The organism is Dictyoglomus sp. NZ13-RE01, from assembly GCA_002878375.1.
In the GTDB taxonomy this organism is placed as follows: Bacteria; Dictyoglomota; Dictyoglomia; order Dictyoglomales; family Dictyoglomaceae; genus NZ13-RE01.
In genome coordinates, this window is the sequence record NIRF01000016.1 from 1 (window position 1) to 14,652 (window position 14,652).

Annotated in this window: 15 protein-coding genes; 2 read left to right on the forward strand and 13 right to left on the reverse strand. The window is 33.3% G+C overall.

The annotated features are described in order from the left end of the window. Positions 1-201 (forward strand): hypothetical protein (locus CBR30_08615; protein ID PMQ00891.1); only part of this gene is annotated, 201 nt, incomplete at its 5' end. 66 nt (positions 202-267) lie between these two features. On the opposite strand, the gene CBR30_08620 is transcribed toward CBR30_08615, so the two are convergent. Then, positions 268-687, reverse strand: coding sequence for a hypothetical protein (locus tag CBR30_08620; GenBank protein PMQ00892.1), 420 nt, complete (start codon positions 685-687; stop codon positions 268-270). 88 nt (positions 688-775) lie between these two features. Between CBR30_08620 and CBR30_08625 the strand changes: the two genes are divergently transcribed. Beyond that, the gene (locus tag CBR30_08625; GenBank protein PMQ00893.1) at positions 776-3,034 is read left to right on the forward strand and encodes a glycosyl hydrolase; all 2,259 of its coding nucleotides are present in this window, start codon (positions 776-778) and stop codon (positions 3,032-3,034) included. A 31-nt stretch (positions 3,035-3,065) separates the two neighbouring features. Here the strand turns inward: CBR30_08625 and lgt are convergent, their stop codons facing one another. The 12 genes from lgt to CBR30_08685 form a co-directional block, all read right to left on the reverse strand. After that, the gene (gene lgt / locus CBR30_08630; protein PMQ00894.1) at positions 3,066-3,881 is read right to left on the reverse strand and encodes a prolipoprotein diacylglyceryl transferase; all 816 of its coding nucleotides are present in this window, start codon (positions 3,879-3,881) and stop codon (positions 3,066-3,068) included. A gap of 13 nt (positions 3,882-3,894) precedes the next feature. After that, complete coding sequence (locus CBR30_08635) at positions 3,895-4,353, reverse strand: peptidase A8 (GenBank protein PMQ00895.1); 459 nt, start codon at positions 4,351-4,353, stop codon at positions 3,895-3,897. Then, positions 4,302-4,751 (reverse strand): GNAT family N-acetyltransferase, encoded by a 450-nt coding sequence (locus CBR30_08640; GenBank protein PMQ00896.1) that lies wholly within the window; start codon positions 4,749-4,751, stop codon positions 4,302-4,304. Before CBR30_08640 ends, CBR30_08635 begins: the two co-directional genes overlap by 52 nt. Positions 4,752-4,753: 2 nt before the next feature. Next, on the reverse strand, positions 4,754-5,641 hold the full coding sequence (locus CBR30_08645; GenBank protein ID PMQ00897.1) for a signal recognition particle-docking protein FtsY: 888 nt from the start codon (positions 5,639-5,641) through the stop codon (positions 4,754-4,756). Further along, positions 5,638-8,784 (reverse strand): chromosome segregation protein SMC, encoded by a 3,147-nt coding sequence (locus CBR30_08650; GenBank protein PMQ00898.1) that lies wholly within the window; start codon positions 8,782-8,784, stop codon positions 5,638-5,640. Before CBR30_08650 ends, CBR30_08645 begins: the two co-directional genes overlap by 4 nt. After that, entirely contained in the window at positions 8,774-9,484 is a 711-nt protein-coding gene (gene rnc / locus CBR30_08655) for a ribonuclease III (GenBank protein PMQ00899.1), read from the reverse strand. The genes CBR30_08650 and rnc overlap by 11 nt, the downstream gene beginning before the upstream one ends. After that, complete coding sequence (gene fabF, locus CBR30_08660) at positions 9,474-10,721, reverse strand: beta-ketoacyl-[acyl-carrier-protein] synthase II (GenBank protein PMQ00900.1); 1,248 nt, start codon at positions 10,719-10,721, stop codon at positions 9,474-9,476. The genes rnc and fabF overlap by 11 nt, the downstream gene beginning before the upstream one ends. Before the next feature lie 70 nt (positions 10,722-10,791). Further along, on the reverse strand, positions 10,792-11,031 hold the full coding sequence (gene acpP, locus CBR30_08665) for an acyl carrier protein (GenBank protein PMQ00901.1): 240 nt from the start codon (positions 11,029-11,031) through the stop codon (positions 10,792-10,794). 29 nt (positions 11,032-11,060) lie between these two features. Then, entirely contained in the window at positions 11,061-11,801 is a 741-nt protein-coding gene (locus tag CBR30_08670) for a beta-ketoacyl-ACP reductase (protein ID PMQ00902.1), read from the reverse strand. Beyond that, entirely contained in the window at positions 11,801-12,703 is a 903-nt protein-coding gene (fabD, locus tag CBR30_08675) for a [acyl-carrier-protein] S-malonyltransferase (GenBank protein ID PMQ00903.1), read from the reverse strand. The genes CBR30_08670 and fabD overlap by 1 nt, the downstream gene beginning before the upstream one ends. Before the next feature lie 5 nt (positions 12,704-12,708). Continuing rightward, positions 12,709-13,659, reverse strand: a complete 951-nt coding sequence (locus tag CBR30_08680) for a nitronate monooxygenase (protein PMQ00904.1) — start codon at positions 13,657-13,659, stop codon at positions 12,709-12,711. After that, the gene (locus CBR30_08685) at positions 13,652-14,650 is read right to left on the reverse strand and encodes a 3-oxoacyl-ACP synthase (protein PMQ00905.1); all 999 of its coding nucleotides are present in this window, start codon (positions 14,648-14,650) and stop codon (positions 13,652-13,654) included. The genes CBR30_08680 and CBR30_08685 overlap by 8 nt, the downstream gene beginning before the upstream one ends. Between the last annotated feature and the right edge of the window lie 2 nt (positions 14,651-14,652).

Consider the following 14,652-nt stretch of genomic DNA (forward strand, 5'->3'; position numbering starts at 1 on the left):
GTATTTATGGGAGCATTGTTAGTTATTTACTTAACATCAAAAATAGAGAAGGGAGAGCATAGAATAAAGTTATTAAAAGAGGAATTAAAGAGAGGAATAATAAGCTTCATAAATTTTGCCTTAAGAATAATTGAGATATTAAGATTGAGGTTAAAGATAAGCAAGAAAGGAAGAATTGTGCTTATGATTGGGGGTGATTAAAAATGATTACAGATCAGTATAATTGATTTATTGCTCCCCAGTCAGAAACTAAAAATCCCTTAAAATTTAATTCTTTTTTAATACATCAATAAGTAAATATTTATTTGCATGCATTTTAATCCCATTCCAGCTGGAGAAAGATACCATGATAGATCTTGCTCCTACATTAATAACACCTATATATGGTTTTAAATGAATTTCTCTTAATTCCTTTTCAGAAATTCTTGTATCCCCTTGATCCAATAATCCATTTATTCCAGTACTAAACTTGGTCCCGCCGTCTCCTAAAAAATGCTTGGGACAAGAAAGAACACTATCCTCATCAGATAGATTATTACCCTGAAACCTATCAACCTGAGTCATTTGTCCTATTTTCTCATCTAAACTCATAGCATTTAAGAGTTTCTCAACCTTTATATCTAAGCTATCCTGCCCATATAAAAAGGAAAGCAAAATTATTAAGAAGAAAATTATATACTTTTTCATAAAACTCCTCCAAAAAATTTTTCTTATTGCAACAAAGTATTATTGGTATGGTATACTAACAAAAAAGATTCATCAAGGAGGTAAATTTATGGAAAGAGATATTAAAAAGCTTATATCTCAAATGACTCTTGAGGAGAAAGCCTCACTATGCTCTGGATTAAATTTTTGGCAAACCAAACCCATTGAAAGACTTGGAATACCCTCTATCAGGATGTCAGATGGTCCACATGGATTAAGAAAAGAAGACAAAGTTTTTGGCAAAAGTGTGCCTGCAACATGTTTTCCTACTGCAGCAACTATGGCTGCATCATGGGACAAAAAATTGGTTGAAAAAGTTGGAAAAGCAATAGGAGAAGAATGCCAAGCAGAAGGAGTAAACATACTTCTTGGTCCTGGAGTAAATATAAAAAGAACTCCTCTTTGTGGAAGAAACTTTGAATATTATTCAGAGGATCCCTTCCTTGCCTCAAATTTAGCAGCATCCTTTATTAAAGGAGTACAAAGTGAAGGTGTGGGAACTTCTCTAAAACATTTCTGTGCCAATAACCAAGAACACAGGAGATTAACAGTCAATGCTGTCATAGATGAAAGAACCCTTAGAGAAATTTATCTTGCAAGTTTCGAAATAGCTGTTAAAGAAGGAAAACCATGGACCGTAATGTGTGCTTACAATAAAGTAAATGGAGAATACTGTTCAGAAAATAAGTATCTTCTTAATGATGTATTAAAAGAAGAATGGGGATTTGAAGGTTTTGTAGTTTCAGACTGGGGAGCTGTTAATGAGAGAGATAAGGGACTTTTTGCAGGTTTAGATTTACAAATGCCCTATGATGGAGGAATTGGAGATAGAAAAATCATAGACGCAGTTAAGAGCGGAAAAATATCTGAGGAAGTTTTAGATAAGGCAGTAGAAAGAATATTGAAAATTGTATTTAAGGCAATAGAAAACAAGAGGGAAAATGCCACATATAGTAAAGAAGAACATCATAAGATAGCAAGAGAAGTAGCAAGAGAATGTTTTGTCTTATTAAAGAATGAAGATAAGATTCTTCCTCTTAAAAAAGAAGGAACAATAGCCATTATAGGAGCATTTGCTAAAAACCCCCAAATTCAAGGTGGAGGAAGCGCCCATGTAAATCCTACAATGATAGACAATGCCTATGATGAAATTGTAAAGATTGTGGAAGGAAGAGCACAAATTCTATATGCAGATGGCTACAAAGTAGAAACTGACGAAGTTGATGATAATCTAATTTCTGAAGCAAAGGAAATTGCAAAAAAGGCTAACGTAGTAGTAGTATTTGCAGGACTACCTGAAAGATATGAATCAGAAGGCTTTGATAGAGCTCATATGAGAGTGCCAGAAAGCCATAATAAATTGATTGAAGAAGTTTCAAAGGTAAATAGTAATTTGGTGGTAGTTTTATCGAATGGGGCACCCATAGAAATGCCATGGATAGATAAAGTTAAAGGTTTGTTAGAGACATATAGAGGTGGACAGGCTTGGGGTGGCGCAGTTGCAGACGTTTTGTTTGGAGTTGTAAGCCCTTCAGGGAAACTTCCTGAGACTTTCCCCAAAAAGCTAAGTGATAATCCATCATATTTATTCTATCCTGGAGAAGGCGATACTGCAGAGTATAGAGAAGGTATATTTGTAGGATATAGGTATTATGATAAGAAAGAAATGGATGTCCTTTTCTCCTTTGGTTTTGGCTTAAGCTATACGGATTTTGAGTATAGAGATTTACAAGTGGATAAGAAAGAATTAACAGATAAAGATACACTAACAGTCAGAGTAAAGGTTAAAAATGTTGGGAATATGAAAGGTAAAGAGATAGTACAATTATACGTCAGAGATATAAAAAGCAGTGTAATTAGACCCGAAAAGGAACTTAAAGGTTTTGAGAAGATAGAGCTTAATCCTGGAGAAGAAAAAGAAGTAACTTTTGTTTTAGATAAGAGGGCTTTTGCATACTATGATGTAGAATTAAGAGATTGGTACGTAGAGGAAGGTGAATTTGAAATATTAATAGGTAAATCTTCAAAAGACATCCTACTAAAAGAAGTAGTATACGTAAAGCCAGCTATAAGAAAAAGAAAGAAGTTCCACCTCAATTCTACTGTAGAGGATGTTATGAATGATCCAATAGCAAGAGAAATATTTAAACCTATAGCTGAAGGATTTATAAAGAATAACCCCAATTTAGCATCTACTGATAAAGATATATACGAAATGTTTACTCAAATGATGAGATATATGCCTCTTAGAAGCTTAATATCCTTTAGCGGAGGAATGCTTACTGAAGAAATGATGAAAGAATTAATAGAAAAAATGAACCAAGCTTAAAAAAAGAGAGGGAGGTTTTTCCCTCCCTCTCTTATTTATGCTTCTTTGAAGATGCAGTCTTTGTTTTTGACGTCCAAGGAAGAAGTGGTAAATTTCTTAATCTTCTATTATAAGCATAAACCCCAAAAGCAATAATCAATAAGGATACTACTTGAGACCCTGTAAACTGCCAAAGAAATTTTGGATTATCTCTAAATACTTCCACTGTAAAGTAAGCTAACGGATAGTAGATAAAGAATTTTGTAGCGACTTCCCCATCAAAAGTTTTATGCTTCTTCACGTATAAGAGATAAAAGAATACTATCAGGAATAGAGCAGTATAGTATAGTTCAGTAGGATGTCTATAGCCAAAAAGATTAGGGAATTTTACTCCCCAAAGAAGGGGTGTTTCATATCCATAGCAACACCCATTTAAGAAGCATCCAATTCTACCTATTGCAGAACCAATTGCTAAAGCAGGAGCTGTAATATCTAAAAATTTCCAATAATCAATCTTATATTTCCAAAGATACAGTAAAACAACAACTAAAGCGACAAAAAATCCACCAAAAAAGATTAGTCCACCATCCCAAAGATGTAGAATAGTAATTGGGTTTGACTTATAACTATTCCAATATTTTAGCACATACGTAATTCTTGCTCCGATAATAGAGCTAATAATGCTCCAAACAGAAATATTTAGCACGTGATCTGGATCAATATTTTCCTTTTTTGCCCACCTCATAGCAAGGATTATACCTACTAAAAAACCTAAAGCCACAAAAGTTCCCCAGGAATAAATAGTGATAGGTCCAATCTTGTACTTAAGAATGTAAAATTGTGGAATAGTAAGCAATTTGGGATACATGTCTTATACCTCCTTATTTTTTTAAGATACTCAAAACAATCATAAGAAAACCAATCGAAATATAAGAATCTGCTAAGTTAAAAATAGGGAAATTACCAATAGAAATAAAATCAATCACATATCCATAAAGTATTCTATCACAAAGATTCCCTAAAATTCCTGCCAATAAAAAGGAAATACTAACAGAAAAAACCCTCTCCTTTATGATATATAAAATAATAGCAATTATAGCTATAATGCTTAAAGCTATTAAAATCCATCTTGGAAGCTCAAAACCTAAAGCTGCACCATAATTATGGGTCAATCTAATAGAGATAAAACTATTTATATGATATGGTTTGTGATATATTAATACCCTCTCCATCACCTCCTTAACCAATCTATCTAATGAAAACAATATTACAAGGAGAAGTATTCTTTTCATAGATAATAAAGTAGTGCAATTTCCCCACAATCTGGAAACTTTGGACATTTTACACAATCCGTCCAAACTTTATAAGGTAGGCTTTTTTTATCTATCCTTTCAAATCCCAATTTTTCAAAATACTCAGGAATATAGGTAAGAGATAAAACTCTTCTAAGACCTAAAAATTCCGCCTCTTTTAAGCACGTTTTCACAAGTCTTTCTCCAAATCTATTTCCTCTAAATTCCTCTCTTACAATCAATGATCTAACTTCTCCTAAATCTTCCCAAATAACATGTAAAGCACAACATCCTACAATTATACCATCTATATCAACAACATAAAAATCTCTGATATTTTCATACAAATCACTTAGAGAACGTGGCAACAGCAGCCCTTTCTCAGCAAACTCATTTATCAATTTTTGAATCTCTGGAACATCTTTAATTTTTGCTTTTCTAATCATGGTTATTCTCCTAAAAGAAAATTATTAATAAATTCTTCAGGATCAAATGGTTTTAAATCTTCTAACCCTTCTCCTACTGTTACAAACTTAACAGGCAATGAAAACTTCTTAACTAAGTTAAAAATAATTCCTCCCTTTGCAGAGCCGTCTAATTTTGTAAGTATTATTCCTGTCAAATTAATAGCAGAATGAAAAATTTCTACTTGTCTAATGACATTTTGTCCTAAGGTTGCATCAACTACTACCAAATTTTCTTTTGCTTTATAACCTAAATTCTTTTCTATTATTCTCTCAATCTTTTTTAATTCCTCTATTAGATTACTCTTTGTATGCATCCTACCTGCAGTATCTACCAAAACAACATTTTTCCCACGAGCTTTTGCAAAATCTAATGTTGTATACACAACTGAGGCTGGATCAGCCCCCTCTTTTTGAGCAACTACATCTACATTAGCCCTTTCACCCCATATTTTCACCTGATCAATTGCAGCAGCTCTAAAAGTATCCCCTGCAGATATAACAGGCGAATAGCCCAAACTTTTTAGGAAGTAGGCTAATTTACCTATCGTACTTGTCTTACCAGTACCATTAACTCCTAAAAATACTATCACATTAATTATGTTTGGATCCAAGTTAAGTTTGTTATCTAAATTTGAAAAGAGGCTTAACAAATAATTTTTTAAAAAATCCCTCACCTCAATTGGATTAGAAAATCTTTTCTCCCTAATAAGCTTCATAATCTCTGAGGTTAATTCAATTCCCATATCACCTTGAATTAGTTCTGCTTCTAATTCATCATAAAAATCATCATCTAACTTTGAAATTCTAAATAATTCCTGAACCTTCTTCGCAAAATTCTGTAATTTAGGTAAATTTTTCCAAAAGCTCAATTATTTACAACCTCCCCTTCTAATCTCCATGTCAAAACTTGGGTAGAACCCCTCTCATCAATAGTAACACCATACAGAGTCTCTGCGTATTCCATCAAAGTTGGATTATGGCTTATCAATATAAATTGTATACTTTTACTCATTTCTTTTATTTTTTTACCTAATACATGGGCGTTATGATTATCTAAAGCGGAATCTATCTCATCCCAAAAACAAAAATTAACAGGTGCTATCTCTAAGCCTGCCAATAATAAAGAAAGGGCTGTAATGCTTTTTTCTCCTCCTGAAAGCATTAATAAACTCTTATAGTTCTTCTTATTAGAAGTTAATTTAATATAGATATTTGAATTAAGAGGATCTTGTTCTTTTTCTAATAAAATTTGTAGATCCCCATGAGGGAAAAACATTTTCCAATTATTATTAGCTAAATCTTTGAGAACAGAGTAGGCATTTAAAAACCTTGTTTCTGCTTCCCTCAAAGTACTCTTAATGATACTTCTTAATGATGAAATAGACTCATAAACATCTTCCCATTGTTCAGTAAGCTCTCTATATTTTTCTTCCTCAGTAGTGAGTTTTTCTTTTGCTAAAAAGTTTATAGGTCCTAAATTTTCCAATGTTTTTAATATCTCTTTTTCTCTCGCTCTTAGTTTAGACTCTGGCAAATCAATCTTTAAGTTTGGGATTTTGTTTTCAAAATCCTTTTCGATTTCTTCCTTTCTCTTTACGATCTGTTGTAGATTTGTTTCACTTCTTATAATTTCTTCTCTAATTTGTTGTCTCCTATTTATTAGCTTCTCCTTTACTTCTTTTAGATGCACTAACCTTTCTGTTAAAGAATTTATTTCTGATCTCAAATTTTCTTCTTTTAATAAACCATCATCTATTTCTTTATTTATATCTTCCAAATTTCTTGTCATATTTACATATTCTTTGTCTATGAAATCTTTCTCTTTTTTCATTTCCTCAATCTTATTTTGTAGATCTTTCACAAGAGTTCCCAAAAATTCTCTTCTATTTCTATTATAAATGAAATTTTCTCTTAATTTCTCATACTTGTCCTTTATGCTTTCCCATTCATTCCGTAAATAAGAAAATTCTTCTAAAATCCTTCTGTATTCTTCAAATAACCCTACATTACCATAAAATTCCAGTTTTGAATCAATTTTCTTGAGCAGATTGTCTAATTTTTCCCTCTTGTTCTCGAGAATAGTTTTTTCAACTCTTAAGGTTTTTATGTCACTTTCTAATATAGATATAGCCTGACTTAACTCTTTTATATTTTCTTCTCTCTCATGCATATTAATATTTATATTAAGGGTTGTTTGAATATTATTTCTAACACCACCGCTAATGGTACCACTCCCTAAAAAAACTTCTCCCTTTAATGTAACTAATCTCCAACCTTCCTTTAAAAGCTCTCTTTTACTTAGTGCAGTCTCGAAATCTTTAAAAATTAAAACATTTCCCAATAAACTATAAACTAATTCCTTAAATCTTTCATCATAATTAACCACATTTAAAGCTCTTATTCCATCTTTTATCTCAATTATTCTTTCCTTAAAATCTTTATAAAAGCTTAATGGTCTAAAAGTTGCCCATCCCAAATTATTATCCCTTAAATATCTAATCAATCTTTCCGCAGTATATTCATCGGTTACAATGATATCAAAGAGTGTATTCCCAAGGATATTAAAGATAGGGGTCAAATAATCTTTATCAATCTGTAAAATGTCTAATACTATTCCTAAAACATTATTATCTTTTAAAGCTAAAATCTCTCTTACCCCTTTAGGTAAACTGTCTCTCTGGATATCTTCTAAATCCCTCAAAAGACGCCTTTCTCTTTGAAGTTCAAAAACCTTCTCATCTAAATATCTTTCCTTAGCTCTTATTAGAGATTCCTTTTCTCTTAGCTCCTTACTAATATAATTTTTGTATTCTTCTAATTTCTCTCTCTTTTGCTTTAGCCTTTGGATAAACCATTTTGCAAACTCTTCAGATACATTGGAAACCTCATGAAAATTCTTCAATTTTTCTTCATATCTTGCCTTAATGATCTCCTTCTCCTTCAAGTTAGTCTCAATATCTCTTAGCTTTCTTCCCAGCTCTAAATAGTTTTCTTCCTCTTCTTCTATCAAATTTTGCTCTACATTTTTCAATTCTTCTTTATTGATTTCTAATTCCTTATTACTTTCTAAAATTTCCTTCTCTAATTTCTTTTTTCTATCATCAAAGTCTGAGATTCTTTGCAAAAGCTTTTCTCTCTTTATCTGGTTTTCTACAAGTATACTTTTAATATTCTCTAATTCTCTATTCAAGTCCTTTATTTTACTATTAATCTCCTCTTCCTCTTTTCTCATATTTTCCAACTCTATCTCAATACCTGAAAACTCATCTTTAAAAATTCTCAGGTTTTCATTTATTTCTTCTATATTTTTGTATAATTTCTGCCATTGATAGTAATTCAGTGATTCCCTAACTTTTTCCAGTTCTTTTGTTAATTCTGTATAGTACTCTGCAAGTTTTGCCTCTTTTCTCAATTCCTCCAAGTTTTCCCAAAGCATTCTCCTTTTCTCTTCAATCTCTTTTCCTTTGGCTTCTATAATATCTAATTTCAGTTGTGTTTCTTTTACTTTTTCCTGATATCCAGAGATACCTGCTATATCTTCCAGATATTCTTTTAATCTATCATTGTCTAATATAAGAGATTCTAATTCTCCCTGCCCTATAAAGGTTAGATTGTGCTTTCCTACCCCACAAGAGGATAGAAAAATTTGCAAATCCTTTAATCTGATATTTTTATCATTTAAAAAATATGCACTATCTCCATCTCTTTCAATTCTTCTTGTAATAATATAGATATCAAAGGCAAAACCAGAATTGATAAGAAGATGAAGAGAAACTTCTGCATACTTTGCAGGTGCTAAATTTTTGTTCCCACCAAATATTACTTCCTCAGATTTTTCAACTCTTAATAACTTGGATCGTTGCTCTCCAATAACCCATCTTATTGCATCCAATATATTACTTTTACCAGAACCATTCGGTCCTGTTACGACTATGAATTTACCATTAAAAGGGATCTTATGATGACCATAAAAAGATTTGAAATAATTAATCTCTATTTCTTTAATATACATTTTTCCCTAATTTCTCTAAAGCTTTTTGCGCAGCTTGCATCTCCGCTTGACTTTTGTTTTTTCCAATTCCCTCAGAAATTTTCTCGTTATCAACCCATAATTCGATATAGAATACTTTGTTATGCTCTGGTCCTTCTTCCTTTACTAATCTATATTCAAATTTTTTCCCCTGCTTAAGCAAAACACTTCTGAGTATATTCTTCCAATCTATCTCGTACTCTATATTCTCCAAATCCTCCTTGAATATTTTTAATACAAATTCTTTTGTAAACTCATATCCTTTATCTAAGAATAAAGCACCTATAAAAGCCTCAAAAAGATCAGAAAGAATGGATTCTTTTTCTCTTCCTCCTTGTAATTCTTCTCCATTTCCCAGTAGAACATACTTATTCAAACCAATTTCTTTCGCTTTTCGCGCTAAAGTTTTACCCTTTATTAAATGGCTCCTCATCTGAGAGAGCATTCCCTCGTTAGCATTCTTATGTAATTTAAACAAGGTTTCACTTATTATGAGACCAATTACACTATCACCTAAAAATTCCAATCTTTGATTATCCTCAAGAACATTTAAATTTTCATTTCTATAAGATGGATGTACTAATGCTGTAAAAAGAAGCTCAACATCAGAAAAAATAATACCAAACCTTTCTTCTAATTCCTTCTCTGTTTTATTTATAGTCTCTATTTCTTTAGCTTTCATTTATATGTTTTTTAAATACTAAGGATGCATTCTGTCCGCCAAACCCAAAGGAGTTTTTTAAGGCATACCTAATATTCATATCCCTTGCTTTATTAGGTACATAATCTAAATCACAATCAGGGTCTTTTTCCTCGTAATTTATAGTAGGAGGAACAACCCCATAATATATGCTTAAAACTGTAGCCACAGACTCTAAGGCACCAGCAGCTCCTAAGGCATGCCCAAATACAGATTTATTAGAACTAATAGCTAAATTATAGGCATGCTCCCCAAATACCTTTTTAATGGCTAATGTTTCAATTTTATCATTAAGTTTTGTAGAAGTTCCATGAGCATTTATATAATCAACCATCTCAGGAGTAATACCCGCATCCATAAGAGCCCTTTTCATAGAAAGATATGCACCATAACCTTGAGGATCAGGAGCTGTAATATGATAAGCATCGTCAGAAGCTCCAAAACCAACAATTTCCGCATAAATCCTCGCATTTCTTTTCAAAGCATGTTCTAAACTTTCAAGGACAAGAATACCACAACCTTCCGCCATAACAAAACCATCCCTACGAGCATCAAAGGGCTTACTTGCCTTCTCCGGAGGATCGTTCTGAGTTGAAAGAGCTTGAATAGAACAAAAACCCGCAAGTCCCATAGGCGTGATACCTGCTTCTGTCCCGCCAACTATTGCACAGTCTACTTCTCCATTGGCAACCAGTTTATAACCAAGTCCAATAGCATGTGAACTTGCTGCACAAGCTGTAACCGTTGCAAAATTAGGTCCTTTAAAACCAAACTGTATAGATATATTTCCTGCCGCCATATTGATAATCATCATAGGAACTACAAAGGGGCTTACTTTGTTTGGTCCCTTCTCAAATAAAACTCTGAACTGATTTTCTAAAGTTTCTAAACCCCCTATTCCCGAGGCTACTATAACTGCTGTATTTTCTTTCTCTTCCTCAGAGGGATTCCAATTTGCATCTTCCAAAGCTAATTTGGTTGCAGATATAGCAAACTGTGAGAATCTATCCAACCTTCGGGCTTCTTTTTTATCTATAAAATCCTCGGGATTAAAATCTTTTACCTCTCCTGCTATTTTCGTTGGGTAATCATCAGTTGGAAACTTTTCAATATAGCTTATGCCAGATCTTCCTTTTACCAAATTATCCCAAAATTTTTCCTTTCCTATGCCAATGGGAGATATCACACCAACCCCTGTAACAACAACGGTTCTTTTCATTAAATATCTCCTCCTTAAAATACATTAAAAGGGTACTGGAAGGATAATAAAACCAGTACCCTTTTTATAATTACAATTTTTTCTCTACGTATCTGACCACATCTCCTACTGTCTTAAATTTTTCTGTATCCTCATCAGGAACATCAATACCAAATTCTTCCTCTAAAGCCATGATTAACTCTACTGCATCTAAAGAATCCGCTCCTAAATCATCCTGAATTGAAGAATCCATCGTGATAAGGTCTTCGTCAATTCTTAACTGTTCTACAATTATCTTCTTTATTTTTTCAAAGATGGTTGCCTCATCCATTTACTCTTCACCTCCTTCCTTGTAAATTTTCACATAGCCAATCCACCATCAATGTTTATAACAGCCCCAGTAATATAGCCCGCCTCTTCAGAAGCCAAAAATTTGACCAAATTAGCAACTTCCTCAGGCTTTCCAAACCTTTGAAGAGGAATCTGTTTTAAATATAGATCCTTTAAGTCAGGGGCTATACTTTCTGTCATTTCTGTCTCAATAAATCCAGGAGCAACAGCATTTACTGTTATACCCCTACTGGCAAGCTCACGGGCAACAGTTTTTGTAAAACCAATTATTCCTGCCTTTGAAGCAGAATAATTAGCCTGTCCTATATTACCCATCTCTCCAACAATTGAAGAAATATTTATAATTCTTCCACTTCTTTGCTTAATCATAATTTTTGCTGCTGCTCTTGTACACAAAAATACACTTCTTAAATTTGTTGCCATAACCGCTTCCCAATCTTCCAATTTCATTCTTAATAATAAATTATCTCTTGTTATCCCCGCATTGTTGACTAAAATATCAAGTCGACCAAATTTTGTCAATATATCCTTAAACATATTTTCTACTTCTTCCTCATTACTTACATCCGCCTTATATAAATACCCTACTGCACCCAACTTTTCAACTTCTTCTAATGTTTCTCTTGCAGACTCTTCATTACTTCTATAGTTAATTACCACCTTAGCTCCTTCTTTTGCAAGAGCAATGACTATTGCTCTTCCAATCCCCCTACTTCCCCCTGTAACCAAAGCAACCTTATCTTTAAGCATTATTCCTCCCCCTTTAAAGCAAGAAAATCTTCGGGTTTCTCAATGCCTTTAATCTTTATATCCTTCAAAATCTTTTTTACAAGTCCTTGAAGTACTTTTCCAGGTCCAACTTCTATATATTCATCTACTCCTAAACTATTTAGTTTACTTATTGTATCAGTCCAAAATACTGATGATGTAAACTGTTTCAATAAAATCTCCTTTGCATCTTCAGCTTTTTCTACCTCACTTACTGTGGTACTACTTATAACAGGAATCTCAGGATCTCTAAAATTGATTTCCTTGATAATCTCCCAAAATTTATCTTGAGCCTTACCCATTAATGGGCTATGAAAAGGTCCACTAACAGAAAGCGGTATTATCCTTTTAACTTCACTTCTAAAAATCTCCTGCCATCTTTGAAAGGATTCTATTGATCCTGAAATAATTATTTGTTCATGTGAGTTATAATTAGCTATAAATAGATTTTCAAAGTCTTTCAAACTTTCTCGAATCTTATCAATATCTCCTCCTATTACAGCCCACATTCCACCTGAAACTTCTTCTGATATTTCTTGCATGATTCTTCCTCTCTCGTAAACCAATCTCAATCCCACAGAAAAATCAAAGATCCCTGCAGAACAAAAAGCAGAATATTCACCCAAACTATGACCCGTCACAAAATCAGGATAAAAATTATTATTTTTTAAATAGTAATCTAACATGCAACTTATTGAAAAAATTGCAGGTTGAGAATATATGGTTTTTCTCATTAATTCCTCTGTTCCATCTTGGTAAACTTTTATTATATTTTCATCTATTTTTCTTATTTCTTCTAAAAAATACTCAAAATCTTGATTAAGAAAAGGTGAAAACATACCAAAAGATTGAGAGCCCTGTCCAGGAAATATAAATGCTCTCATAAAAACTAACTCTCCTTTATAAAATTTTGCAAGTTTTTTATTATATTCTCCGCTTCCTTTACAATATCCTCAATAATATCTTTTACTGGTTTTATATCATTTATTAAGCCGGATATTTGACCAGCCATAACAGAACCATATTCCACATCTCCATTTATAACTGCAGACCTAAGACGTCCTGTCCCAAATTTCTCTAACTCCTCTATTGGTACTCCCTTTTTCTCTAACTCTAAAAATTCCCTTGCCAGTTTATTATATATAACTCTAACAGGATGACCTGTGCTTGCTCCTGTAACTACCGTATCTCTATCCTTTGCTTTTAAAATAGCCCTTTTATAGTTTTCATGTACCTTACACTCTTCACTGGCTATAAATCTTGTACCCATTTGAATACCCTGAGCTCCTAAAGCCAAAGCAGCAACAAAACCTCTTCCATCTGCTATACCACCTGCTGCAATTACAGGAATCTTCACAGCGGATACCACTTGAGGAACTAAAGCCATAGTAGTTAGCTCTCCAATATGTCCTCCACATTCCATCCCTTCCGCTATAAGACCATCCACCCCAAGTCTTTCCAATCTTACAGCTAATGCAACCGACGATACCAAGGGAAAAATCTTTATTCCTTTCTCCTTTAAAAATGGTATGTATTTTCCTGGATTTCCAGCACCAGTAGTTACTACAGGAACTTTCTCTTCTATTACTACCTTCATTACTTCTTCAGCATAGGGAGAAAGAAAGTAAATATTAACTCCAAAGGGCTTATCTGTTAAAGTACGGGTTTTTCTAATCTCCTCTCTAACCCAATTAGGGTCTGCATTTCCAGCCCCTATTACACCTAAACCACCTGCATTTGAAACAGCGGACGCAAGTTCGGAAGTTGCTACCCAAGCCATACCTCCCTGAATAATAGGATATTTAATATTCAAAAGATCACATAGAGGGGTTTTAATCAAATAAATTCACCTCTTTCCATCGCATAAGAGCGGTACCCCAGGAAAGACCAGCCCCAAACCCAACAAAGGCTATTAAATCCCTATCTTTTATCTTTTTCTGAATTAAAAGTTCCTCTAAGGTTAACGGGATTGATGCTGTTGATGTATTTCCATATTTATCTACAGTGATTCCAATTTTTTCCATAGGAATACCTAATCTCTCTGCTCCTGCTTGAATTATTCTTATGTTTGCTTGGTGAGGAATAAGCCAATCTAAATCTTTAGGAGATAAATTGGCTTTATTTAAAGCTTCCTCAGTGCTTTCAGAAATAACCCTAACAGAAAATTTAAAAACTTCTCTTCCATTCATCCTAATATAATGGAGCTTTTTATCAACAGTATCATAAGAAGCAGGAAGTTTTGAACCTCCTGCTGGAATTTCCAGTAGTTCCGCCCCCTCACCATCCAAATGTAAATTCCATGATATTAATCCATAATCATCTCCCACTTCCCTTAAAATAACAGCTCCTGCCGCATCCCCAAAAAGAACACAAGTGTTTCTATCTTCCCAATTAACCAATCTTGATAGTACCTCAGTCCCAACAATGAGCACTGTTTCTACATCACCACTTTTTATAAATTGAACTCCGGTTATTAAGGCAGAGACAAATCCCGTACAAGCAGAAAGTAGATCAAAACCTCCCGCCCTACTTGCTCCTATTTTTCTCTGAATAAGAGATACAGTGGGCGGGAAGATCATTTCAGGAGAAGAAGATGTAGTTATTATAAGATCTATATCCTTAGGAGAAAGTTTTGCCCTTTCTAAAGCTTTTAAAGCTGCCTCTGCTCCTAAATCTGATGCATTAACTCCTTCATCAACAATGTGTCTCTTTTTAATTCCGGTTCTTGTAGTAATCCATTCATCAGAAGTATCTACCATCTTTTCTAAATCAAAATTAGTTAAGAACTTAGGTGGAACAGATGTTCCAACACTTATAATTCCAACACCCATAT

Bases quoted from the DNA above. Each gene is read 5' to 3' on its own strand.
- CBR30_08620 (PMQ00892.1), bottom strand. From the start codon at position 687: ATGAAAAAGTATATAATTTTCTTCTTAATAATTTTGCTTTCCTTTTTA.
- CBR30_08625 (PMQ00893.1), top strand. From the start codon at position 776: ATGGAAAGAGATATTAAAAAGCTTATATCTCAAATGACTCTTGAGGAG.
- acpP (PMQ00901.1), bottom strand. From the start codon at position 11,031: ATGGATGAGGCAACCATCTTTGAAAAAATAAAGAAGATAATTGTAGAA.
- CBR30_08670 (PMQ00902.1), bottom strand. From the start codon at position 11,801: ATGCTTAAAGATAAGGTTGCTTTGGTTACAGGGGGAAGTAGGGGGATT.
- fabF (PMQ00900.1), bottom strand. From the start codon at position 10,721: ATGAAAAGAACCGTTGTTGTTACAGGGGTTGGTGTGATATCTCCCATT.
- CBR30_08650 (PMQ00898.1), bottom strand. From the start codon at position 8,784: ATGTATATTAAAGAAATAGAGATTAATTATTTCAAATCTTTTTATGGT.
- CBR30_08635 (PMQ00895.1), bottom strand. From the start codon at position 4,353: ATGTCCAAAGTTTCCAGATTGTGGGGAAATTGCACTACTTTATTATCT.
- CBR30_08685 (PMQ00905.1), bottom strand. From the start codon at position 14,650: ATGGGTGTTGGAATTATAAGTGTTGGAACATCTGTTCCACCTAAGTTC.
- lgt (PMQ00894.1), bottom strand. From the start codon at position 3,881: ATGTATCCCAAATTGCTTACTATTCCACAATTTTACATTCTTAAGTAC.
- CBR30_08640 (PMQ00896.1), bottom strand. From the start codon at position 4,751: ATGATTAGAAAAGCAAAAATTAAAGATGTTCCAGAGATTCAAAAATTG.
- rnc (PMQ00899.1), bottom strand. From the start codon at position 9,484: ATGAAAGCTAAAGAAATAGAGACTATAAATAAAACAGAGAAGGAATTA.
- fabD (PMQ00903.1), bottom strand. From the start codon at position 12,703: ATGAGAGCATTTATATTTCCTGGACAGGGCTCTCAATCTTTTGGTATG.